Consider the following 20,917-nt stretch of genomic DNA (forward strand, 5'->3'; position numbering starts at 1 on the left):
AACAACCGGCCGATTGCTCGTGAGAGTATGAACGCATGAGCGATCCGAAAGACACTCAGGCACCTGAGGACCTCCCGGTAGAGGGCACCACCATCGACGGCGGACAGCCGGCACCTGCGCCGGCTGTCCCCGCCAATGACGGCAAGCCCAAAGGCAGCAACCTGCAGGATTTGGTGGATGAACCGGCCAAGGTGATGCGGATCGGAACAATGATCAGGCAGCTGCTCGAGGAGGTGAAGTCCGCGCCGCTGGACGACGCCGCCCGGGGACGTCTCGCCGAGATCCATGAGCGCTCCATCAAGGAACTGGAAGACGGGCTTGCCCCTGAGCTGGTGGAGGAGCTGGACAGGATCAGCCTCCCGTTCCCGGACGAGGCCACTCCCTCCGACGCTGAGCTGCGCATTGCCCAGGCACAGCTGGTGGGCTGGCTGGAGGGGTTGTTCCACGGTATCCAGACTGCCATCGCCGCCCAACACGCTGCCCGCGAGCACGCTGCGGCGCAGCACCAGCTCCGCCAGCTTCCTCCGGGCACAATTATTGCTCCCGGTGTGGTCATCGGGGAGAACGGGGAGCCTCAGCGGGCGTCGGCCGTGCCGCGGGCCGGTGTTCCAGGACGGCCAGGCCAGCCCACTGACCCGGACCACGGTCCGGGACAGTACCTTTAGGGCATTTGGGCTTTTTTAGCGCCGCCAGGCAGGGGCGCAAGGACGACGCTGAACTTGGGAAGGGATTGTGGCGACGGGCCCACGATCGCTTCCACCGGGGGCTGGACCGCTTCCACCAGGTCCTCGAAGGGGTGGAAGACGACCAGCTCTATTCGGAGCTGGTGGATGTCGCCAATGAACTTGCAGCACTGTTGGACCGCGTCAGGGCAGTCTGCGTGCAAGCACAGCAGCGCTCGCCCAGCGACGGGCTGGACATCCCGGACGCCCTCGCGGGTGTCCACCGCTCCCTGTCCAAGGCCGGCAATTCCCTCGCCACCACCGCCGAAGCAGCAGCCATGCTGCGCCTCGCCGTCGGTCCCGTCCCCGTGGGCGCAGCATCTGTGCGGCGCCGCGCGGAGGCGGTGTTCCAGCAGGTGGCCGACGCCGAGCGGCACCTGCGGGAGGAGAGTCCGGACCCCCGGCAAGAGGATATTCCCGGTTAAGCGTCTGGCTTAGTTCGTGCTGATCGCCGTTGGCAGGGCAGTTGTTTTGGCAGGATGGGGTCATGACTCTTTCACCGACACTGACTTTCAACGACGGAAACCAGATTCCCCAGCTCGGCTATGGCGTATGGCAGGTTGAGGATGGGGTGGCGGAAAAGGTTGTCCGGCAGGCCTTCGAAGCTGGCTACCGCCACATCGACACCGCCAAGATCTACGGCAACGAGGCCGGCGTTGGCCGCGCCATTGCCAGCTCAGGCCTGTCACCCGAGCAGCTCTTCATCACCACCAAGCTCTGGAACGCAGACCAGGGCTACGAATCCACCCTTGCGGCGTTCGAAGAGTCCATGGACCGGCTGGGCCTTGAGACCCTCGACCTTTACCTGATCCACTGGATGCAGCCCAAGCAGGACAAGTACGTGGATACCTGGAAGGCGCTGATTGAGCTGCAGAAGCGTGGCAGGGTCAGGTCAATCGGTGTTTCAAACTTCACCATCGAAGGCCTGGAGCGGATTATCAGCGAGACCGGCGTGGTTCCGGCCATCCACCAGATTGAACTCCACCCGTACTTCAGCCAGCGCGAACTGCGCGATTTTGGTGCCTCTAAGGGAATCCTGACGCAGGCCTGGTCACCACTGGGCCAGGGCGGCGAGCTCCTGGAGGACCCGACGGTGGCGTCCATCGCGGCCAAGCATGATGCCACGGCCGCCCAGGTGGTAATCGCCTGGCACCTCGCCATCGGCAACGTGGTCATCCCCAAGTCCGTCACGGAGTCCCGGATCCGCGAAAACTTCGCGGCCCTGGACGTTTCCCTTGACGCCGACGACATCGAAGCCATCAACGCGCTGGACCGCAGCGCCAAGGGCGAAGGCCGTATTGGAGCCGATCCCGCTGTCTCCGACTTCGCTTAGCCCGGACCGCTTGCCGGTCTAAGCAGTCCGGTCCCAATAGACCGTCCAACCCGCGTTGCCTGGGGGTGTCCCCTCGCAACGCGGGTTACTGCTTTAAGTGCCTCAGGGAGAATTCCCTTTAGGCAGCGATACGGACCTGCTGGACCGGAACCGCGTCCACGACGGCCCAGCTGTCCTCACCGGCGCAGTGCCGGCTGGCGAACCGCTCGGCCTCCGCCAAGGTGTCAAAAGTCTCGGAGCGTGCACGGCCGCAGTCGGCGTCGAAGTAGGTGACGTGAAATTCCTGTACGAGTTGGCTTTCCATAAATCCAGTGTGCAACCGGGGTCTGACATTCCCCGGAATCAGCCCCGCGTGTTGCTCTCCGACGTAGTCACAGGCCCCTTCCCATAGCACCGTCCGCGGCGGCAGGGGCTCAAAGTCAACTAATCGTCGGCACTGACCCGTTGGTCGTCATCGCGTTCCGCGGGCTGAGGCCACCCGCCCTTTCGGTAGGCGGGAGTTCCCGCGGCAAGTACGATTACTGCCACTACACAACTGCCCGCCATGACGCCGGCCATCGAGAGCGCGTTTCCACCCAGAAGCCCCACCAGCGGACTGACGAGCCCTGCGACGCCGGACTGCAGGGCTCCGATGACCGCGGCCGCTGTACCCGCCATATGGCCGTAGTTGTGCAGGGCCAGTACGGAGGCGTTTGCCGGAATCATGCCCTGGGCAGACAGGACCAGCCACAGGCCGGCAATCAGGCCAAACGGGCCGCCGGCACCCGTCAGGACCACCACGAGCAGCAGCAGGGCGAGGCCCAACTGCACCAGGAGGGCGGTGCGCAGGAGCCGGACCGGCGGGAACTTCCGGACAAGGGTGGCATTCAGTTGTGCCGACAGCACCAGCGCGGCGCCATTGAGGGCAAAGACAAGGGCGAATTGCTGGGCCGTGAGGCCGTACTCGTTCTGGAAGACGAAGGGGGAACCCACCACGTAGCTCATAATCAGGGCCAGCCCCAGGCCGGGGATCACCGCCAGGGCCATGAAGTGCTTGTCCCGCAGCAGCGACCAGTAGGCACCTGCCACGTGCCTGGGGTGGGCCGGCGCCCGCCGGTCCTCCGGCAGCGTTTCAGGCATGAACTTCCAGACGATTGCCACCAGGACCACCCCGATGAGGGCCAGCGCATAGAAGACGGCACGCCAGTCCCAGAGCCCGGCGATGGCCTGGCCCACGGTGGGTGCCAGGAGCGGGGCGAGACCGATCACCAGCATCAGCCGGGACAGCAGCCGGGCTGCTGCGGAACCAACGAAGCGGTCACGGATGACGGCCAGGGCCACCACGGCGGCAGCTGCGTTGAAGAAACCCTGGAGCACGCGGAGCCCTGTCAGCGTTTCGATGTTCGGAGCCATGGAGCACAGCAACGAAATGACCACGTGCAGGGAAATACCGATGACCAGCGGCAGCCGCCGTCCGAACCGGTCCGAGAACGGGCCGATCACCAACTGGCCAACGCCGGCACCGACGAGGGTTCCGGACAAGGTCAGCTGCACGGCGGTCTGGGTTGTACGGAGGTCGGCTTCCACGGCGGGCAAGGAGGGCAGGTACATGTCCGTGGTAACAGCCGGAAGCGCGGCCAGGGCGCCGAGCATCAGGATGTACTTGAAGCTGCGCGGTGGCTGCTTGCTGGTGTTCTGGGAGTGGGACGGGTCCTTCACGGGGCAAACCTAACTTGTGTGCAAGCACGCAGGGTGTGGGTCCAATGCGTGGCCGTGGCTTGAGCAGTTCAGCTGAGGTCATGGGAGTACCCCTGACGAAGTGTTCCTAAACCCGCGTCCACAGTTTGGCCGGCAGCCCGGGGATACTTCTGTCAGCTGCCCAGCCGGAGGACCCGTTCCTGCGCGAGCATCGCAGTCCGCTCGGCTTTGTCGGCTGCCCGCTGGGCCTGTTTTGCCTCCGCCGTGGTGCTGGCTAACCTTTTGCGGGACTGCTCGAGCCGGTCCTCAACTGCTTTGAGCTGCGCCCGCAGACCGGAGGCCTCCTGGATCAGCCCAGCAATTTCGGTCCGTGTTTCGTCCGCCTGGTTCTGCAGATTTTTGGCCAGCTGCGCCGTCTCGGCTTCTGCCGCCTGTGCTTCCGCAAGGGCGGCTTGGGCTTTGTCCAGTGCGGGCAGCGACCTTGGCCGCGGTGCCTGGCGGACTGCCTCGAGGCGCGGCTTATCAGGCTTGGTCCGGGCGGTTCCCGCCGCCGTCGTGCCTTCCTTTTGTTCCTTTCGCACCGGCGTTTTGGACGGCGCAGGAGCTGCCCGCTGTGCGGGCAGGGCGGCCGGGACTGCCACAGAGCCCTCAAGCTCCACGGCGTTTACGCCGTCCGCCGAGATTGTCTTCAGGAGCCGTCCACTCTGGACGGCAGCAGCGGCCCCCTCATCTGCCGTCAGGGCCCGGAGGGTCTCCTCGACGTCAGTAGTCATCGCATCGCTGATGGACCGGCCGTGCTCCTGGGCTACGGAGCGGGCGGTGTCGACGGCGGCAGCCAGAAGGGTTCGCCGCTCGCGTCCCAGCTCCCGGAGGGCTGCGGCGTCCAATGACGCCTGGGCCGCACGCATCCGGGTCCCCAGGTCCGCCAACCCGGCAAGGACCTCCGGTTGGTGCAGGGCCAGCATGTTTACGGTCCAGGCGGCAACCGAAGGCTTTGGCAGTGCCCGTACAGCGGCTCCGAGTTCCTTGTTTGCACCGGCAACTTCCTTTGCTGCGGCGGCACGTGCCGGCACGAAGTCTTCCATCGGCTTGGCGTAGAGCCCGTTCGCTATCTCCGCCAGGGCCTCGTCTTCCATAACCGCCATACTAATTAGCGTGCTGCCGGCGAACCATCTCGGTAATCCAGCTGGGCGCATAGGGCGAGGTGCAGCCCGGGGGAGTGGGGTAGTCCTTGAGTACCTCCAGGCGCTCACCAATGCTGACCGCCCGGTCCCGGTGCTCCGCATGCCCGATCCCGATTTGTGCCAGGCAAGTGTTCATTGCCCACTGCAGGCGGTCCGGCGCGGCCTTCATCCCGGCCTCTATCACGTCCAGCAGTCCGGCAAGGTCAAGGCCTTCAGGCTGCTTCACCACGCGTTCACTGGTAAGTGCCCAGCCTGCACTCGCCACCACCGGATCGGGATCGTCAAGCCACGCCAGGCGCAGTTCTTCTGCGTGGGGATTCTTTTTCACCACATAATTCACCAGCCAGTCGTGCACCTTGGGTGTGCGGCCCTCGCGGAGCATGGTGTCCAGCTCGTCGCTCTTAAACGCCCTGGGACGGCAGACCAGGAGGGCCAGCAGCCTCGCCGCAGTGTCACCCGTCTCCCAGAGCCGGCAAGCGAGTTCCTGTTGGGTCTTAAGGCGCTTTGCGACGGCACGCAGCTGGCCGAGGTTCACACCGTGATTGTCCCCGTGTCTTTCGTTTACCTCGCGGACCCGCGGGTCTTCAAGGGCGGCAAGCTCCGCCATCAGCCCTTCCAGACTGGTTCCGGTCATTCCGCTCGCCGCCATTTTGGTTTCTCCTCCGTCGCATGCGAAGTTCAGCCTACGACGAAGGGGACTTCCGTCCGCGCCGGTGCCACGGGCGTGTGTGGGGCACGGCGGGCTAAAGCCGGCGCACCAGCCAGCTGGCCACCCACCGGACGTCCTGCCCGTCGTCCCACGCCACCAACACATGGGTGACGGTGTAGGCGGTGGCGAGTCCGGTCCTGGAGCCCACCTTCACCCGCGCAGGCCGCAGCATCAGGACCGGCCGGCCGGGTGCTTGCCGCAGGACGTCCTCGCCCACGGAAGCCTGCAGCGCGGCGGCCTCGGCCGACAGGTCGGGCAACTGCCGGGGGAGCATATCCAGCGGTGCGTGCTTTTCGGCTGGATCTGGTGACAGCGGCATGGGGAGTCCTGTAAGCAGTGGAAGCTGTGCACCAATACCGTCTTCATAGGCTGAGTGCGTGAACCACCGGTGACCCGATGGCCGGCAGCAGCCGTAGCCGGCCTGCTGCCGTATCAACAAGATTAGGGTCGGGTGCCTTGGCGTGCATGCGTAGGAAGTACTCGACTCCTTAAAGGGCCTACTACTTACCGCTGCTTTTTAGGGAAGACGTCTGCCCGCCCGGATGTAGTAGTCCCTCGGCAGTAGGACCGTGCGATGGAGCCGGTGACTGGTGGAACGGGTAGCAGCGCCAGCATGGCGGCTTTGTTCACGGAGAGCAGGGCCGCCAAGCGGGCGCCGGTCCGTCTGACGAGCCCGCGCGTTAGCCTTCAGCAGCCACTGCGCGAGTTGGTCGTTGAAGTCCTCCGGTGAGGTAAAGACCCGGCCTAGCAGGAAGGCTGTTTCAAGGAACTGATTGGCCGGCGCAACCACGCCCATACTCTCCGGTTCGTAGGGCTTGACCTGCACGATCCGGGTGGTCAAGACCTTGGCGAACGCAGCGACTCCGGCGGCGTAGCTTTTCCGCCTGCCGACGCCGGTTTCGCGTCCCAGATCAGCCGGCGGGGAACAGCGCTTAGGGATCGGATTCGTCCCACTTACCGGCCAGCAGGTCTCCGGTCATCCTGGACGGGGTCATCCGGGCCATAATGAACCAAGAAGGCGAGGAGACCATCACGGCTCCGGCAATACCTTGTCTTCGCCGTCACCAACGATTATCCAGACCCCCGGGAACCACAGGTCGCACCGCCAGATCCCCGGGTTCGTGAGAGATCCGGTCAGCTACTCGGACCGGTTCCTTGCTACGTCCTCCTCAAACCAAGCCGGTGACCCGGACCAGCCCAACCCGCTCAGCGAGCACCGTCTCCGGCATCAAAGGGTTCTCCGGCAGCATCGCCCGAACTGCCGGTCCACTGCCCTTCTCCCGGAGTCCTGCGGCGCTCGGGCACATGCTGGCGGCCCTCAGCACTGACTGCCTTGGCGACCGTATTCCTTGAGATCCCCAGCCGCGCCGCTGTCGACCTCATCGATTCAAGCTCGGCTAGATGCAACCGTCGAATAAGCGCCAATCCTCCACTGGGATCACACTCCTACCAAACCCGAGACCTAGGGAAACGAAGCCGCCCGCCCCACGGCCAGCTAAACGAACCTTTTCGCGCCACTTGCCAAACTAATTATGTCAATACTGTGGGTAGGCTCGTAATATTACTGTGGCTATGTAGACCCATAGGTGGCCTGATTACAGTGGGCGTTCTAAAATTTTCCATAACTACTCGTACCAACTATGCAGCAGAGCTTAGCCTAGTGTCGCCCGCAACCTAAGCTGACCCCAATAATGGTCCTTATTGGCAGGTGGTGACTCCGCTGAAGTAGCGATATGAAACCCGTGTGCCGCTTCCCGCCAATTGTTCCATCCTTTAGCTTTATGCAGCGCTACGGCGATCAGAGGCTACCCCACCAGATCTGAACTCCAGTCGTAACTAACTCGAATTGACCCACCGTGGAAAGCGGAAGGGGGCGGACGTTATCCGTTGCGGACTTATGGGGCGGCCGCGACCGCGTTTCGCAGGACAGCTACGAGTATTTCAAGCTGATCATCAGCGCCTTGAGCTGCGCGTACTGTTCAGTAACCATCCACGCTTCCGCAGCCTGTCGGCTCGGAAAAGCCGGCATTGGGCTCGGGTATACCGACTGGTTGAAGATGGCTGTGTTCATCGCACCGCCATTGCCCATCATGAGTAAAGTGCAGTGCGACGAGACGTTCCCCTCCTCTAGGTTGCGGGGGTTCATGACCGCCATGACGTAGGAGTTATCGGTGCCAATCTTCTCCACAATGAATCCAAATGTCGGCGCGGTGCCATCAACTTCGCTCATTCCTGGTACGGCTGCCCCATCCAACACAGTCCGGTGCACTGGTCCCCCTGTGCATCCGATGCCCTTGGCACCACTTAGGACGCGGACGAGGGCGGCGCCTGTTTGGTCCGAGACGGTCACTTCATAGGGCTGCTCGGGGGGCCCCTCCTGGCCTGGCCCCCGCTCGATCCTGACGGACCAGGAAGCAGGGTATGAGAAGGAGATGTGCCCGTCAGGGAACGTGAACGACTTCAGTGCGGGCTGGACCGGCGCCGCTGGCACCACCGGCCGGGCCGGAACTTGAGGGGCAGCTTCCGTGGGCATGGCTGTTCGACTGGGGGTGGAAAGAGCCGTCGGCGCCGCTGCCGCGGAGGCCCCAGCGCTGGGAGTTGTACTCTCCACAACCAAATTTTCTGCAGGCTTGGGCCCGCATGCTGAAAGGAAAAGGCCGATGGCAATACCGCCGACAGTCATTAGGCTACAAAATCCGAAGCGGTTGGAAGTCACGATATTGAAATTCCCCCAAGAAGGCGCTCGTCGCGCACTGTCTGCCCCTCAGATCCCAAGAATCAGGACCGGCGGCATTAGTCAAAGACTAGAGGCAAAGTCTTGTTAAGACAGGCCACTTTAGGGACGAAATCATAACTTCTAAATAACAAAAGTCTGGCCCGGTCATCATCTGAAAGAACCCGAAAGGCTGATCCTGGACGAACCGACCAAGGCTCTCGACCTGGTAAACCGGTAATTAGATTGAAACCGACAACACCTGCCCGAAGAAGATTATGGTGCCCCTGCCGTAGGCAGGGGCACCTGATTGCTCGGGCTAACGGTGGCCGAAGACATGAAACATTTGCTCATGGCCGGGGCGGAGGCTGTATAGGCCCTCCTGTAAGGAGATGAGGAGAGAGTGACGAACAAGCTGGGAGTCAAAAGAAAAAGCGGGGAATGCATAAGATTCCCCGCTTGTCCATAAGCCAGCGAAAAACCCCCCAGAAACCTTGATTTCTAGGGGGTTTGTCCCGAGCTTCCTATCAGAATCGAACTGATGACCTTTTCATTACGAGTGAAACGCTCTACCGACTGAGCTAAGGAAGCACCGCATGCTGCCCGGAAGAACCGGGCGCTTCATGCAAGATTCAACTGTAGTAGAGTCCCAGCGCCCCGGTCAAAATGGGCGGGGCCAAAGGGTATGAGGCTTTCAGCACACGGTGTTGTCCGCCGGAACCTCGCCACTGACGAGGTAGGCGTCCACGGGGTCTTCGATGCAGCTGTTGGACCGGCCGTAAGCGGTGTGGCCTTCGCCTTCCCACGTCAACAGGGCGGCGTTGCCCAGCTGCTTGCGGAGCGAAGCGGCCCACTCGACCGGAGTGGCAGGGTCGCCGGTAGTGCCGATAACCACAATGGGTGAATCTCCTGTGTACTCAACCGGTGCCGGCGTCCGGGTGTTTTGGTAGGGCCAGTCAGCGCAGTTGGTGCCGCCGTAGGCAAAGAAGTATCCGAAGGTGGGGGAGTCCTGCATCAGGCGCTGCTGTTCGGCCCGCATAGCTGCGGTATCGGACTCCATGGGGTAGTCCAGGCAGTTGATGGCATTGAACGCGAACGTCGAGTTGGACGTATACGTCCCGTTGGAAGCACGGTCGGCACCAAGATCGGCCAGCCGAAGCATAAGGCTCACGTCACCGGTCATCGCCGCTTCAAGGGCCTGGGTCAGGGCAGGCCAGCTCTGATCGTTGTACAGCGGGGTGATCATCCCGCTGACGAACATCGTGGCGTTGACCACACGCCCGTCCTTGGCGGTTCGGGGCGTTTGTTGAACGGCCGCAATGAGGTCCCGCAGCTGCTGCACCCCTGAATCAACGGTCCCGCTTAGCGGGCAACCGTCCTGCTCCAGGCAGCTAGCAACATAAGACCGGATGGCTTTTTCGAAGGCGCGGGCCTGTCCCCGGGTGAGCTCCTCGTTGCTGATGGCCGGATCCAAGGCGCCGTCGAGCACCATCCGCCCCACGTTGTTCGGGAACAGTGAAGCGTAGGTGGATCCCAGGAAGGTGCCGTAAGAGTACCCGAGGTAGTTGAGCTTGGAGTCGTTCACCACGGCGCGCAGGATGTCCATGTCCTTCGCGGAACTCACCGTATCGATGTGGGCCAGGACCGGACCGGTCTGCTCCGCACACTGGGCGGCGATTGCCCTGTTGTCCGTCCGGGCAGCCTCCAGGCCGGCGTCGGTTTCCAGATCGTAAATTTTGGCCCGCGCGGCATCACGCTCGGCGTCCGTTATGCAGAAGACAGGTGCAGAACGTTTTACGCCCCGGGGATCGAATCCCACGAGGTCGTACGCGTCCCGCACGGCCTGGGAGAAGTGCGTTCCCGAAGCGTCCTTGACGAAGTCATAGCCGGATGCGCCCGGGCCTCCCGGGTTGACCAGCAGGCTGCCGGTTTTGTTGCCGGTGCTCGAAGCCCTTAACGCGGCCAGTTCGATGGTGTCGCCTTCGGGCTTGTCATAATCCATCGGCACCTTCACCTTGGCGCACTGGAATTCACCTTCGCACGGCTCCCACACCACTTCCTGGGAGTAGAACTGCTCGAGCCCGGCCGGAGCGGACGCCACAATCGAGGGATCCGCCTTGGCAGTGGCAGCCTCCTGGTTGCGGTCTCCGCCGTCGAACAGGGTGCAGGAGGCCAGAACCATGGCCAGCGCCATGGCCCCGGCGGCACGCACGCCAATCACCCAGGATCGGGGGTGTGCAGGCAGGGGGCGGGCAGTCATCGGGTCTCCTTGGAGGGCTAGATCAGGCTGGCTGCCATGGACTCAATGGTCAACAGCGGGGCAACGTTGGTGGTGGTGATGCGTTCGCGGGCTTTGTTGATGGCATCCATCCGGGCGAGGGTGACCTCCGGAGTGGAGCGGCCGGCAAACTCCTCCAATTCACCCCTCAGCTCAACGTTCACGAGCTCCACAGCATTCCCGAGCTGGATAATCAGCACATCCCGGTAAAAGGAGAGCAGGTCCGTGAGCGTCCGGTCCAGGGAATCGGTGATGGACCGCTTGGCCCGCCGTTTTTGGTCGTCCTCCAACTGCTTCACCTGGCTGCGCATGGCAGGAGGCAAAGTTCCGGACTCCGGCGCCCCCAGCGTTGCCAGCAGGGCAGCCTTCTCGGCAGCATCGCGTTCCTCGTTGGAACTGTTGGCCTCGGCGGTGGCGATTTTTACCAGCTTCTCCGCCATCATCACCGCGGCGGTCACACCCCGCAGCCCCAACGGGAACCTAACGGTTTCCAGGCGCCGTTCCCTCGCCGCAGGGTCCCGGGCAAGCCGGCGGGCAATACCCACATGGCTTTGTGCCGCACGGGCCGCTTGCTCCGCCAGCGCCGGCTCCACGCCGTCGCGCTTTACCAGCAGAGCCGCCACGTCAGCGGCGGGCGGCAGCCGTAACGCCACGCTCCGGCAGCGGGAGCGGATGGTCACCAGCACATCGGCAGGGGACGGGGCGCACAGCATCCACACCGTCCGGGGAGTTGGCTCCTCGATGGCCTTGAGCAGGACATTGGTGGTGCGCTCGGCCATCCGGTCCGCGTCCTCCACCACGATTATCCGCCACCGGCCGGAGGATGGCCGGTTGCCCGCCGCCGCCACCAGGTCGCGCGCTTCGTCGATGGTGATGGTGACTTTTTCGGTACGGACAAAGGTGACGTCCGAGTGCGTTTCCCCGAGGATGGTCCGGCAGGCCGGGCACTGCCCGCAGCCGAGGCGGCTGGCATCCTCCTGGTCGCAGTTCAACGCCGCGGCAAACGCCTTGGCGGCATTCGAACGGCCGGACCCCGGGGGCCCGGTGAACAGCCACGCATGAGTGAGGCTTTCACCGCCGGCGGCCTGGCGGAGTTGTTCGACGACGGCAGCCTGGCCCTGCAGGTCGTCCCACACGGTCATGCGTCAACCTCCAGGGACGCCAACAGGGCGTCCACCCGCTGGAGAATCTGCTCAGCAAGGTCACTTACGGGAAGATGGGCGGGCAGCACGAGGTAGGAACCGGCCCGGCTTGCGGCCAGCTCCAGGAAGGCCTCCCGGATCCGCAGGTGGAATTCGTCAGCTTCGGACTCCAGCCGGTCCTCGGCGGCATCACCGGCGGTCCGGCGGCGGCGGCCCACTTCCGGGTCAACGTCCAGCAGGACCGTAAGGTGGGGCTCCAGGCCCGAGGTGGCCCACGCGTTGATGGACCGGACGGCGTCCTTGCCCAGGTTCCGCCCGGCTCCCTGGTAGGCAACGGAAGAGTCGATATACCGGTCCGTTAAAACAATGTCCCCGCGCTCCAGTGCCGGCCGGATGACCTGGCTGGCGTGGGCAGCCCTCGATGCGGCGAAAATAAGGGCTTCGGTGTGGGCATCAATGTGGCCGTGCCCATGGTCAAGGACCAGGGACCGCAGCTTCTCGCCAATGGGGGTTCCACCGGGTTCCCGGGTCCGCAGGACCGTCAGCCCGCGCGATTCAAGGGCATCCGCAAGCCGGGCCGCCTGGGTTGACTTGCCGGCACCATCTCCGCCCTCAAACGCGATGAAAAGGCCCGCCCGTTGTTTGCTCACCGGTCAAGCCTACCGATCCGCCCGGACAATCGCAGACCGCCGCAGCCCCATGTGGACAGCATCTGCGGGCGGGGTAACGGCTTTCCGGGGTGCTTCGCGCGGACAGTAGGCTTTCGTCCATGAGTCTTTCCGAACAGCAAGCAGCTTCCCTGGCGGCTGAGACGGTAGTGGTGGCCGCGGGGCGTCCCCCGCGGGAAAGGGACCAGCCAGTCAACCCGCCCATCGTGTTGTCCTCCACATACTTCGGCACTGGTGCCCTTGCTGACGGGGACCGCGGTTACGGCAGGTACTCCAACCCCACCTGGGATCCGTTCGAGGAAGCGCTGGGGCAGCTCGAAGGTTCGGAACTGCCGGGTCTCCTCTACGCGTCCGGCCTCGCTGCAGTCAGTTCCGCCCTGTCCCTCATTCCCGCCGGGGGAGTGCTGGTCATGCCGACGCTTTGCTATTCAGGTTCCCTGGTCATGGCGGCCGAGCTTGCCCAAAAGGGCTTCATCGAGCTCCGAACCGTTGATATTGCCGATACTCAAGCAGTCGGGCAAGCGCTCTCGCCCGGCGGCCCGGCCGGTCGGGCGGCCGCCATGCTCTGGCTCGAGAGCCCTACAAACCCCATGCTCAGCGTCGCGGATGTGCCGGTCCTCACTGCCGCAGCTCACGCGGCCGGAGCCATCGTCGTCACAGACAACACCTTTTCCACGCCGTTGGTCCAGCAGCCCCTGCGCCTGGGCTCCGACGTCGTCCTGCACTCGGTGACCAAGTACCTGGCGGGCCACTCCGACGTCGTCCTCGGCGCGCTGGTCACCTCCAACCCGGATATCCGTTCCGCGCTGCTCCATCACCGGACCATCCATGGCGGAATTGCCGGGCCCTTCGAATCCTGGCTTGCCCTGCGCGGGCTGAGAACGCTGGCACTGCGCATTGAACGGTCTCAGGCCACCGCCATGGTCCTGGCGGAGCGTCTGGCAGCCCATCCCCGGATCGAGTCGCTCCGGTTCCCGGGGCTTCCCACGGATCCGGGGCACGAACGGGCCAAGGCGCAGATGAAAGGCTTCGGTTCGATCATTTCTTTCCAGGTGGCACCCGTGGGCGGGCTGAACGGTGCCGACGCTGCGGACGCGGTGGTCCGGGCAATGGCGCTGTGGCTGCCCGCGACGTCGCTTGGCGGGGTCGAGTCGCTGATAGAACGCCGCCGCCGGCACGCCGCCGAGCCGCCGGACGTGCCGGAGAACCTGGTCCGCCTCAGCGTGGGCATTGAAAATGTTGAGGACCTTTGGGCGGATTTGAAGCAGGCGCTGGACGCGCTGGGCGGCTAGGCTGGGCTTGTGGACGGTGAACTCATTATTCGGCCTGTAGAGCAGGCAGTGTTCTTTATTCTTGCCCTGGTGGCACTCGGACTTGAACTGTGGGCCGTGGTGGACTGCGCCCGGCACCGCGCCAACGCCTTTGAGGCAACCGGGAAGAGGACCAAGACCTTCTGGATGGCTTTGACGGGTGGAGCCGCCCTGGTGGGCGTCATATCGTTCTTCGGCAGTGGCGGCTTCTTCGGCACGCTTGGCCTGTTCGGGCTCGCGGCCGTCGTCGCCGCGTCCGTCTACCTGGCAGACGTACGGCCGGCCGTCAAGGATGCCGGCCGCGGCGGCAGCCGCAACACCGGGCCCTACGGGCCCTGGTGAACTAACTCCCCGGGGCCACCGCTTCCCAGTCCACGGTCAGCTCGCCCAGCCGCCACCTGGCCGGCCCGTCCTGAACCGGCCAGCCGGCGTCGCGCACCAAGCGGGCCATGGACTGCCAGCGCTGCCTGTTGCCAAAAGCCGCCAGCGGGGCGGACTCCAGCCACGCCCGGTCCATCGCCTGCATCAGGGCGTGCACCGGTTCACCGGGGACGTTGCGGTGGATCAGGGCCTTGGGCAGCCGCTCAGCAACATCCGAGGGAAGGCCGAAGCTGCCGAACCGGACGGAAATACTGAGTGAGAGCGGCCGCTCCGCATCCAGCGCCACCCATGTCACCCGCCGCCCTATTTCGTCACAGGTCCCGTCGATAAACAGGCCGTCGGCGGACAGGCGGTCCTGCACCAGCCGCCAGATCCCCGCCACATCCGCTTCCTCATACTGGCGCAGGACATTGAAGGCGCGCACCAGCACTGGCCGTCCGGGCACCGGGATCTCGAACCCGCCCACGTGGAAGCTCAAACCCGGCCGCTGCAGGGGCAGCGCCGCGCGGACCCGGTCCGGTTCAATCTCGATGCCGCACACCTGGACGTCCGGACGCAGGGCGGACAGCCGCTCGTAGAGTTCGACGGCGGTGGCCGGGGTTGCGCCATAGCCCAGGTCCACCACCAGGGGACTTTCCGCCGAGCGGAGGCGCCACGCCTGGGGCCCGGCGAGCCAGCGGTCAACCCGGCGCATGCGGTTCGGATTCGTGGTGCCGCGGGTGACGTTCCCTACCGGCCGGCCCTGCCTGCTGCCCGGGTTCCTGCCGGTCATCTGCGGGGCGGCCACGCGTTCAGCTTTTTGCACCACCGCCCCACCTTATCCCTTGCCGCATCCCAGCCGGGCAGTGTCCGTTGTAACGCTGGGCAGGCGGCCGCAGCGCTCGGCTAGGATGAAAATCATGACTTACAAGCTGATTCTGCTGCGCCACGGCCACAGCGAATGGAACGCCAAGAACCTCTTCACGGGATGGGTGGACGTAGACCTCAACGACCAGGGCCGCAAGGAAGCAGCGCGGGGCGGGGAGCTCCTGGTTGAGAACGATGTTCTCCCGGATATCCTCTACACCTCACTGCTGAAGCGGGCCATCAACACCGCAAACATCGCCCTGGACAAGGCCGACCGCGGCTGGATCCCGGTCAAGCGCGACTGGCGCCTGAACGAACGCCACTACGGCGCCCTGCAGGGCAAGGACAAGGCCCAGACCCTCGCCGAATACGGTGAAGAGCAGTTCATGGAATGGCGCCGTTCCTACGACACCCCGCCGCCGCCCCTGGACGATGACTCCGAGTTCTCCCAGGCGCACGACCCCCGCTACGCAGACCTGGGCGCCGCCCTGCCGCGCACCGAGTGCCTGAAGGATGTCCTGGTCCGCCTGCTGCCGTACTGGGAATCTGACATCAAGGAGGATCTGAAGTCCGGCAAGACAGTCCTGGTCACGGCCCACGGCAACTCCCTGCGCGCGCTGGTCAAGCACCTGGACGGCATCAGCGATGAAGCCATCGCAGGCCTGAACATCCCCACGGGAATCCCGCTGGTATACGACCTCGACGAGGACTTCCAGCCCGTCAAGCCCGGTGGCACCTACCTGGACCCCGACGCCGCTGCCGAGGCCATCCTCGCCGTGGCCAACCAGGGCAAGAAATAGGGCGTTAAACAACGACGGCGGGCTGGTCACCTGGGGTGACCAGCCCGCCGTCGTTCGTTAACAGCTGCGCCGGATCAGCTGTGCTCAGTGCCGTTCGGCTGCCAGGCGCCGGTGACCAGGTACGTGACCTTCTGGGCGACGGAGACGCCGTGGTCCGCGAAGCGCTCAAAGTACCGGCTGGCCAGGGCAACGTCCACAGTGGTGGCGGGCGACTCCGCCCACTCAGGGGCGGCGATCGCCTTGAACACGCTCAGGTGCAGATCGTTGATGGCCGTGTTCGCCTTCAGGATGTCCCGCGCCACCTCAAGGTCGCGGGTCTCCAACAGCACGGTTAGTTTGTCGGCGATCTCCTGGTCCAGCTCCGCCATGCTCTTGAACGTCCCGGACATGGATTCCGGGATGACGGTGGAGGGGAAACGGAGGCGGGCCAGCTGGGCGAGGTGACGGGCAAGATCGCCCATGCGCTCCAGCGATGCGCTCATCCGCAGGGACCCTACGATCATCCGCAGGTCACTGGCAACCGGACCCTGCAGCGCCAGGATGTCGATGGCACGTTCATCCAGGCTGTTCTGCAGGAAATCGATGCGGGCGTCCGCCGCGATCACGTCCTGGGCGAGGTCAACGTCTGCCACCTGGAACGATGTGGTGGCCTTGTCCATGGCTTCGCTGACCAGCCGGGAGATCTCCACCAGCTGGTCACCGACCTGGGTGAGCTCTTCCTGAAAAACCTTACGCACTAGGCGTCCTTTCCTTGGAACTCCGTCCCGCCCGCTCCAGGGCAGCAGGAATTCATGTCGCCGTTCGGCAGTCCAACTCGATACTCTGCCAGTATCCGGTAAACGGCTAAGTGCTTGAAGATGAACGTTAGTTGAACCGTCGGTGCAGCAGTCCCGGACGCGCCGACGGCCATCCGCCAGCACATAAGGTGGAGCTGTGGATCCTATGCTCATCGGTCTGGTCGCCGGCCTTATCGGCCTGGCGCTCGGCACCTTTGGCGTGCTGGCCTACAGGGTCAGCGAGAAGCAGCGGCATCTGCTGGACGTCGACGCCGATGACATCGCGCTGCCGGCCGGCGCTGCCGAGGTGCTCGCCGTCGTCGGACGCGCCTTCGTGGTGGTGGACGCTGTGGATGGTGTGGTCCGCGCCAGCCCCGCGGCCTACGCCTATGGCCTGGTCCGTGGGCACACCGTGGTCCACAAGGAACTGCTGGATATGACAGCAGGAGTCCGGCGGGACGGCGTCATCCTGGAAAAGCAGCTGGAACTTCCCCGCGGTCCCCTTGGGCAGGGCACCATCATCGTCCAGGTACGGGCCGCGATGCTCGGGGAGGAATACATCCTCCTGCTCGCGGACGACCGCACTGAGATCACCCGTACTGAAGAGATCCGGAACGACTTCGTCGCCAACGTCTCCCACGAACTCAAAACCCCTGTCGGCGCCATCTCGCTGCTCGCCGAGGCCCTCGAGTCCTCGGCCGACGACGAACAGGCAGTGCGGCGCTTCGCAAAGCGCATGCATAAGGAGTCGGGCCGACTGGCCGCCCTGGTGCAGGACATCATCGAACTCTCCCGGCTGCAGGGCGCGAGCGTCATTCAGGAGGGCCGCCCCGTCGACGTCAACGCCGTCATCGCCGAGGCAGTGGACCGCTCGCAGCTTCCCGCCGAGAGCAAGAACATCCGTATTGTGGTGGGCGGACGGACAGAGGGCAAGGTCTTTGGTGACCAGGACCTCCTGGTCACCGCACTGCGCAACCTGATTGACAACGCCATTCGCTACTCGCCGGCCAACACGCGGGTAGGCATCGGAGTCCGCTCCCGGGACGGCCTGGTTTCCATTTCGGTGACGGACCAGGGCGAGGGGCTCAGCCCCGAGGACCAGGAGCGGGTCTTCGAGCGTTTTTACCGGGTGGACTCGGCCCGTTCCCGCCACACCGGCGGCACGGGCCTCGGGCTAAGCATCGTGAAGCACGTTGCCTCCAACCACGGCGGGGAAGTGACCCTGTGGTCCCAGCCGGGCCAGGGTTCCACCTTCACGCTCCGGCTCCCGGAAATGGAAGGGCAGGAGGGGGAGGACGACGTCCTGCCCGCAGCAGCCCCGGGATTGTCTGGTCATGGAAACCGGGAGCCAAACGTCACCCAAGTACCCCGCGCCGCAGGCGCAAAAGAACGAGGAGCTAACGCTTGAGCAGGATTTTGATTGTGGAGGACGAGGAATCGTTCAGCGATCCCTTGTCCTATTTGCTGGGCAAGGAAGGGTTCGAGGTGGAGGTCGTGGACAACGGCCTGGACGCCATCACCGAATTCGACCGGAACGGAGCGGACCTGGTACTGCTGGACCTCCAGCTTCCCGGGCTCTCCGGCACCGAGGTGTGCCGCCAGCTGCGCCAGCGCTCCAGCGTCCCGGTGATCATGCTGACAGCCAAGGACTCAGAGATCGACAAGGTGGTGGGGCTGGAACTCGGGGCCGACGACTACGTCACCAAGCCCTACTCCTCCAGGGAACTGGTGGCCAGGGTCAGGGCCGTCCTGCGCCGCCAGGGTGAGCCCGAGGAACTGATTTCCGCCACTGTCCAGGCCGGCCCCGTCCGCATGGACATCGAACGCCACGTGGTCAGCGTGGGCGGGGAACAGGTGTTGCTTCCCCTGAAGGAGTTCGAACTCCTGGAGATGCTCCTGCGCAATTCGGGCCGGGTGCTCACCCGTGGCCAGCTCATTGACCGCGTGTGGGGCTCGGACTACGTGGGCGACACCAAAACCCTCGATGTCCACGTCAAGCGCCTGCGCGGGAAAATCGAACCCGATCCTTCGGCGCCGCGGTTCCTGGTGACCGTGCGCGGCCTCGGTTACAAGTTCGAGCCGTAAGTACGGGCAACAGGTTGGAGCCGCAGGACTGCCGGCTCCGGACCGGAACCATTTAGGAGCACAAAAAGGGAGGGGCCCGTGGGCCCCTCCCTTTTGTTTGCGTTGTGTGTGGGCCTTAGTGGCCGCTTCCGCCGCCGAGTTCGGAGGCCGTTGGCGTGGCGGACGGGCTCGGCGAAGGAGTGCTGCCTGCCGGCAGGTATTCCTTGTACTCGGGCAGGGTTGCGTCCAGCACCGGAACCTGCACGGTGTTGCTCACGTTGGTGCCGTCTTCGCTGATCTTGACGTCCACAAGGGAGCCCGGGATTCCGCCCGTGGTGCTCAGGACCACTTCGTCCGTGGTGTTGTTCAGCAGGGTGGAGGAGTTGGCCTTGACCGGAACTTCCGTCTGCGAGCCTTCAGCGCCGTTGAGTGTCAGCGTCACATCCTCCGAGGACGAGTTGTAGACGGCGCCGATGACGCGGCCCGGCTGGTCCTCCCCATTGGAGATGATGAGGATGTTGCGCAGCTGGAGCGGGCCGAGGTCGGTGATGATGCCGTCCGACGACTGGTACTGAACGCTGGTCTGCTGGGAATTGGTGTACCCGCAGCCCGAGGCCAGCAGTCCGATGCCAAGGGCACCTGCCGTGAGGGCCAGTTTGGCGCGGCGGGCCCGGTTCGTCGCAGTGAAACGCACGTCACGTACTCCTCGAAAGTTCTGGAAGATTATTCACGCATAGCCTATCCGCAAACCCTGCTAAACGCGGATTCGGCATTGTCATATCGCCCTTGGCAGCACCCGCAGCATGCACTATTATCCGTGTTCGTCAAGGGGGTGAAGGGGGTTGTTTATGCCCATTTTCCGCGTATTTACGCGGTTCCCGGCCCGCTTCCCGGCCGGTCATATGCCTGAATCGTGATAAACTGGTCAGCGGGAAAGGGGAAATGTCCACATGGTATTTGAGGTCGGCGAGACAGTAGTTTACCCTCACCACGGTGCTGCGAAGATTGAAGAAATCAAGATGCGCACCATCAAGGGCGAAGAGAAGATGTATCTCAAGCTCAAGGTGGCCCAGGGTGATCTGACCATTGAAGTTCCAGCAGAGAACGTTGATCTTGTTGGGGTTCGGGACGTAGTGGGCAAGGAAGGCCTGGAGCACGTGTTCGATGTGCTTCGTGCCGAGTTCACCGAAGAACCCACCAACTGGTCACGCAGGTACAAGGCAAATCTGGAGAAGCTTGCTTCCGGTGACGTCATCAAGGTTGCAGAGGTCGTCCGCGACCTGTGGCGCCGCGATCACGACCGGGGCCTTTCCGCAGGCGAGAAGCGAATGCTGGCCAAAGCCCGGCAGATTCTGATTTCAGAACTGGCGCTGGCTGAAAAGACCGACGAGGAGAAGGCTGCAAGCGTTCTCGACGAGGTCCTGGCTTCCTAAGAATTGAACCCCGGTGGCACCCAAGTGCCGCCGGGGCTTCTTTTTGCCCGGATTCAGGTCCGGGCGGGGCCGGCAGCGGGGACGTAGGCTAGTCCGCATGAGTGAAACTTCCACGCGCCCTGTCACCGCGGTGATCCTGGTGGCCGCCGGCTCCGGGCAGCGGCTGGGCTACGGCATGCCCAAGGCGGCGGTGCCGCTCGGCGGCGAACCCATCCTGATGCACGCCCTGAGGGGCATTGTTGCATCCGGGGTCAGCAGCCAGGTGTGCATAGCGCTGCCAGCCGCTGACACTGCCCTCCGGCAGCTGTGCGAGGACTTCCGGGAGGAATTGGCCGACGGCGGCCCCCTCCTTTCCATCGTCGTCGGCGGTGCCACCCGGGCTGAGTCCGTCCGCGCCGGCATAGCTGCGCTTATGGAGGGCATCGACGCCGTGCTGGTACACGACGCAGCGCGGGCCCTGACGCCCGAATCGGTTTTTCACCGGGTGGTGGACGCACTGGCGGCGGGCGCCTCGGCAGTAATTCCTGCCGTCGCCGTCGTGGACACTGTCAAAACCGTGGCCGCGACTACGGGGGAGGACAGCGTCTTCGCACCGGAGGTTGTCACCGGGACCGCACCGCGCGAGGACCTGCGCGCTGTCCAGACGCCCCAGGGCTTCCGGCTGGGGACCCTCCTGAACGCACATGAGGCAGCCCGGGACCTGGACGAGCACCAGTCCGCCGCCGTTACTGATGACGCCATGCTCGTGGAACTGCTGGGTACCCCGGTCCATGCCGTACGGGGCTCCAGCCAGTCCCTGAAGATCACCACTCCGCTGGATCTGATCCTCGCCGAGGGGCTTCTCGAAGGGCCGCTGGGCGCCCGCTGGGTGGAGGGCTGAC

General features: G+C 64.4%; 23 protein-coding genes and 1 tRNA gene. 10 read left to right on the plus strand and 14 right to left on the minus strand.

Annotation, left to right across the window (positions count from 1 at the left end; translation table 11 throughout):
* The first annotated feature begins 35 nt into the window (after window positions 1-35).
* From AC5RTE_RS07440 to AC5RTE_RS07450, 3 genes are all read left to right on the plus strand, one after another.
* On the plus strand, window positions 36-665 hold the full coding sequence (locus AC5RTE_RS07440; RefSeq protein ID WP_494040741.1) for a bacterial proteasome activator family protein: 630 nt from the start codon (window positions 36-38) through the stop codon (window positions 663-665).
* A gap of 5 nt (window positions 666-670) precedes the next feature.
* Window positions 671-1,147: a hypothetical protein gene (locus tag AC5RTE_RS07445; RefSeq protein ID WP_494040742.1), complete on the plus strand. Its 477-nt coding sequence runs from the start codon at window positions 671-673 to the stop codon at window positions 1,145-1,147.
* Window positions 1,148-1,209: 62 nt separating this feature from the next.
* Entirely contained in the window at window positions 1,210-2,055 is an 846-nt protein-coding gene (locus AC5RTE_RS07450; RefSeq protein ID WP_494040743.1) for an aldo/keto reductase, read from the plus strand.
* Between the two features lie 118 nt (window positions 2,056-2,173).
* Here the strand turns inward: AC5RTE_RS07450 and AC5RTE_RS07455 are convergent, their stop codons facing one another.
* The 11 genes from AC5RTE_RS07455 to tmk form a co-directional block, all read right to left on the minus strand.
* Window positions 2,174-2,359 carry a hypothetical protein gene (locus tag AC5RTE_RS07455; RefSeq protein WP_494040744.1) on the minus strand — a complete coding sequence of 62 codons (186 nt, stop codon included), beginning with the start codon at window positions 2,357-2,359 and terminating at the stop codon, window positions 2,174-2,176.
* A gap of 119 nt (window positions 2,360-2,478) precedes the next feature.
* Window positions 2,479-3,753, minus strand: a complete 1,275-nt coding sequence (locus AC5RTE_RS07460; protein ID WP_494040745.1) for a multidrug effflux MFS transporter — start codon at window positions 3,751-3,753, stop codon at window positions 2,479-2,481.
* 152 nt (window positions 3,754-3,905) lie between these two features.
* Window positions 3,906-4,877: a hypothetical protein gene (locus tag AC5RTE_RS07465; RefSeq protein WP_494040746.1), complete on the minus strand. Its 972-nt coding sequence runs from the start codon at window positions 4,875-4,877 to the stop codon at window positions 3,906-3,908.
* 1 nt (window position 4,878) lies between these two features.
* Complete coding sequence (locus AC5RTE_RS07470; RefSeq protein WP_494040747.1) at window positions 4,879-5,550, minus strand: DNA alkylation repair protein; 672 nt, start codon at window positions 5,548-5,550, stop codon at window positions 4,879-4,881.
* A gap of 109 nt (window positions 5,551-5,659) precedes the next feature.
* Window positions 5,660-5,944: a hypothetical protein gene (locus AC5RTE_RS07475; protein ID WP_494040748.1), complete on the minus strand. Its 285-nt coding sequence runs from the start codon at window positions 5,942-5,944 to the stop codon at window positions 5,660-5,662.
* Between the two features lie 887 nt (window positions 5,945-6,831).
* On the minus strand, window positions 6,832-7,008 hold the full coding sequence (locus AC5RTE_RS07480; protein WP_494040749.1) for a hypothetical protein: 177 nt from the start codon (window positions 7,006-7,008) through the stop codon (window positions 6,832-6,834).
* 547 nt (window positions 7,009-7,555) lie between these two features.
* Window positions 7,556-7,855 carry a hypothetical protein gene (locus AC5RTE_RS07485; protein WP_494040750.1) on the minus strand — a complete coding sequence of 100 codons (300 nt, stop codon included), beginning with the start codon at window positions 7,853-7,855 and terminating at the stop codon, window positions 7,556-7,558.
* Window positions 7,856-8,856: 1,001 nt separating this feature from the next.
* Window positions 8,857-8,929 (minus strand) — tRNA-Thr (locus AC5RTE_RS07490).
* 103 nt (window positions 8,930-9,032) lie between these two features.
* Complete coding sequence (locus AC5RTE_RS07495; RefSeq protein WP_494040751.1) at window positions 9,033-10,598, minus strand: alpha/beta hydrolase; 1,566 nt, start codon at window positions 10,596-10,598, stop codon at window positions 9,033-9,035.
* Window positions 10,599-10,615: 17 nt separating this feature from the next.
* Window positions 10,616-11,758 (minus strand): DNA polymerase III subunit delta', encoded by a 1,143-nt coding sequence (locus tag AC5RTE_RS07500; protein WP_494040752.1) that lies wholly within the window; start codon window positions 11,756-11,758, stop codon window positions 10,616-10,618.
* Window positions 11,755-12,408 (minus strand): dTMP kinase, encoded by a 654-nt coding sequence (gene tmk / locus AC5RTE_RS07505; protein WP_494040753.1) that lies wholly within the window; start codon window positions 12,406-12,408, stop codon window positions 11,755-11,757. Before tmk ends, AC5RTE_RS07500 begins: the two co-directional genes overlap by 4 nt.
* Window positions 12,409-12,527: 119 nt before the next feature.
* Between tmk and AC5RTE_RS07510 the strand changes: the two genes are divergently transcribed.
* Window positions 12,528-13,718 (plus strand): trans-sulfuration enzyme family protein, encoded by a 1,191-nt coding sequence (locus AC5RTE_RS07510; RefSeq protein WP_494040754.1) that lies wholly within the window; start codon window positions 12,528-12,530, stop codon window positions 13,716-13,718.
* Between the two features lie 9 nt (window positions 13,719-13,727).
* Entirely contained in the window at window positions 13,728-14,078 is a 351-nt protein-coding gene (locus AC5RTE_RS07515; protein ID WP_387553740.1) for a DUF2516 family protein, read from the plus strand.
* Between the two features lies 1 nt (window position 14,079).
* Here the strand turns inward: AC5RTE_RS07515 and AC5RTE_RS07520 are convergent, their stop codons facing one another.
* Window positions 14,080-14,925, minus strand: coding sequence for a class I SAM-dependent methyltransferase (locus tag AC5RTE_RS07520; protein ID WP_494040755.1), 846 nt, complete (start codon window positions 14,923-14,925; stop codon window positions 14,080-14,082).
* A 91-nt stretch (window positions 14,926-15,016) separates the two neighbouring features.
* On the opposite strand from AC5RTE_RS07520, the gene AC5RTE_RS07525 reads away from it, so the two are divergent.
* The gene (locus AC5RTE_RS07525; protein ID WP_494040756.1) at window positions 15,017-15,763 is read left to right on the plus strand and encodes a phosphoglyceromutase; all 747 of its coding nucleotides are present in this window, start codon (window positions 15,017-15,019) and stop codon (window positions 15,761-15,763) included.
* Between the two features lie 74 nt (window positions 15,764-15,837).
* Here AC5RTE_RS07525 and phoU read toward each other — a convergent pair whose 3' ends face one another.
* Window positions 15,838-16,500, minus strand: coding sequence for a phosphate signaling complex protein PhoU (gene phoU / locus AC5RTE_RS07530; protein WP_494040757.1), 663 nt, complete (start codon window positions 16,498-16,500; stop codon window positions 15,838-15,840).
* 205 nt (window positions 16,501-16,705) lie between these two features.
* Between phoU and AC5RTE_RS07535 the strand changes: the two genes are divergently transcribed.
* Together AC5RTE_RS07535 and AC5RTE_RS07540 are read left to right on the plus strand one after the other, a co-directional pair.
* Window positions 16,706-17,947: a sensor histidine kinase gene (locus tag AC5RTE_RS07535; protein WP_494040794.1), complete on the plus strand. Its 1,242-nt coding sequence runs from the start codon at window positions 16,706-16,708 to the stop codon at window positions 17,945-17,947.
* A complete protein-coding gene (locus tag AC5RTE_RS07540; RefSeq protein ID WP_494040758.1) occupies window positions 17,944-18,624 on the plus strand; it encodes a response regulator in 681 nt (226 codons plus the stop codon). The genes AC5RTE_RS07535 and AC5RTE_RS07540 overlap by 4 nt, the downstream gene beginning before the upstream one ends.
* Before the next feature lie 115 nt (window positions 18,625-18,739).
* Here AC5RTE_RS07540 and AC5RTE_RS07545 read toward each other — a convergent pair whose 3' ends face one another.
* Window positions 18,740-19,297, minus strand: a complete 558-nt coding sequence (locus AC5RTE_RS07545; RefSeq protein WP_494040759.1) for a hypothetical protein — start codon at window positions 19,295-19,297, stop codon at window positions 18,740-18,742.
* 256 nt (window positions 19,298-19,553) lie between these two features.
* On the opposite strand from AC5RTE_RS07545, the gene AC5RTE_RS07550 reads away from it, so the two are divergent.
* Together AC5RTE_RS07550 and ispD are read left to right on the plus strand one after the other, a co-directional pair.
* The gene (locus AC5RTE_RS07550) at window positions 19,554-20,036 is read left to right on the plus strand and encodes a CarD family transcriptional regulator (RefSeq protein WP_011690592.1); all 483 of its coding nucleotides are present in this window, start codon (window positions 19,554-19,556) and stop codon (window positions 20,034-20,036) included.
* Between the two features lie 97 nt (window positions 20,037-20,133).
* Window positions 20,134-20,916 carry a 2-C-methyl-D-erythritol 4-phosphate cytidylyltransferase gene (gene ispD / locus AC5RTE_RS07555; protein WP_494040760.1) on the plus strand — a complete coding sequence of 261 codons (783 nt, stop codon included), beginning with the start codon at window positions 20,134-20,136 and terminating at the stop codon, window positions 20,914-20,916.
* Window position 20,917 lies beyond the last annotated feature (1 nt).

The sequence above is a fragment of the Arthrobacter sp. K41 genome (assembly GCF_059089645.1).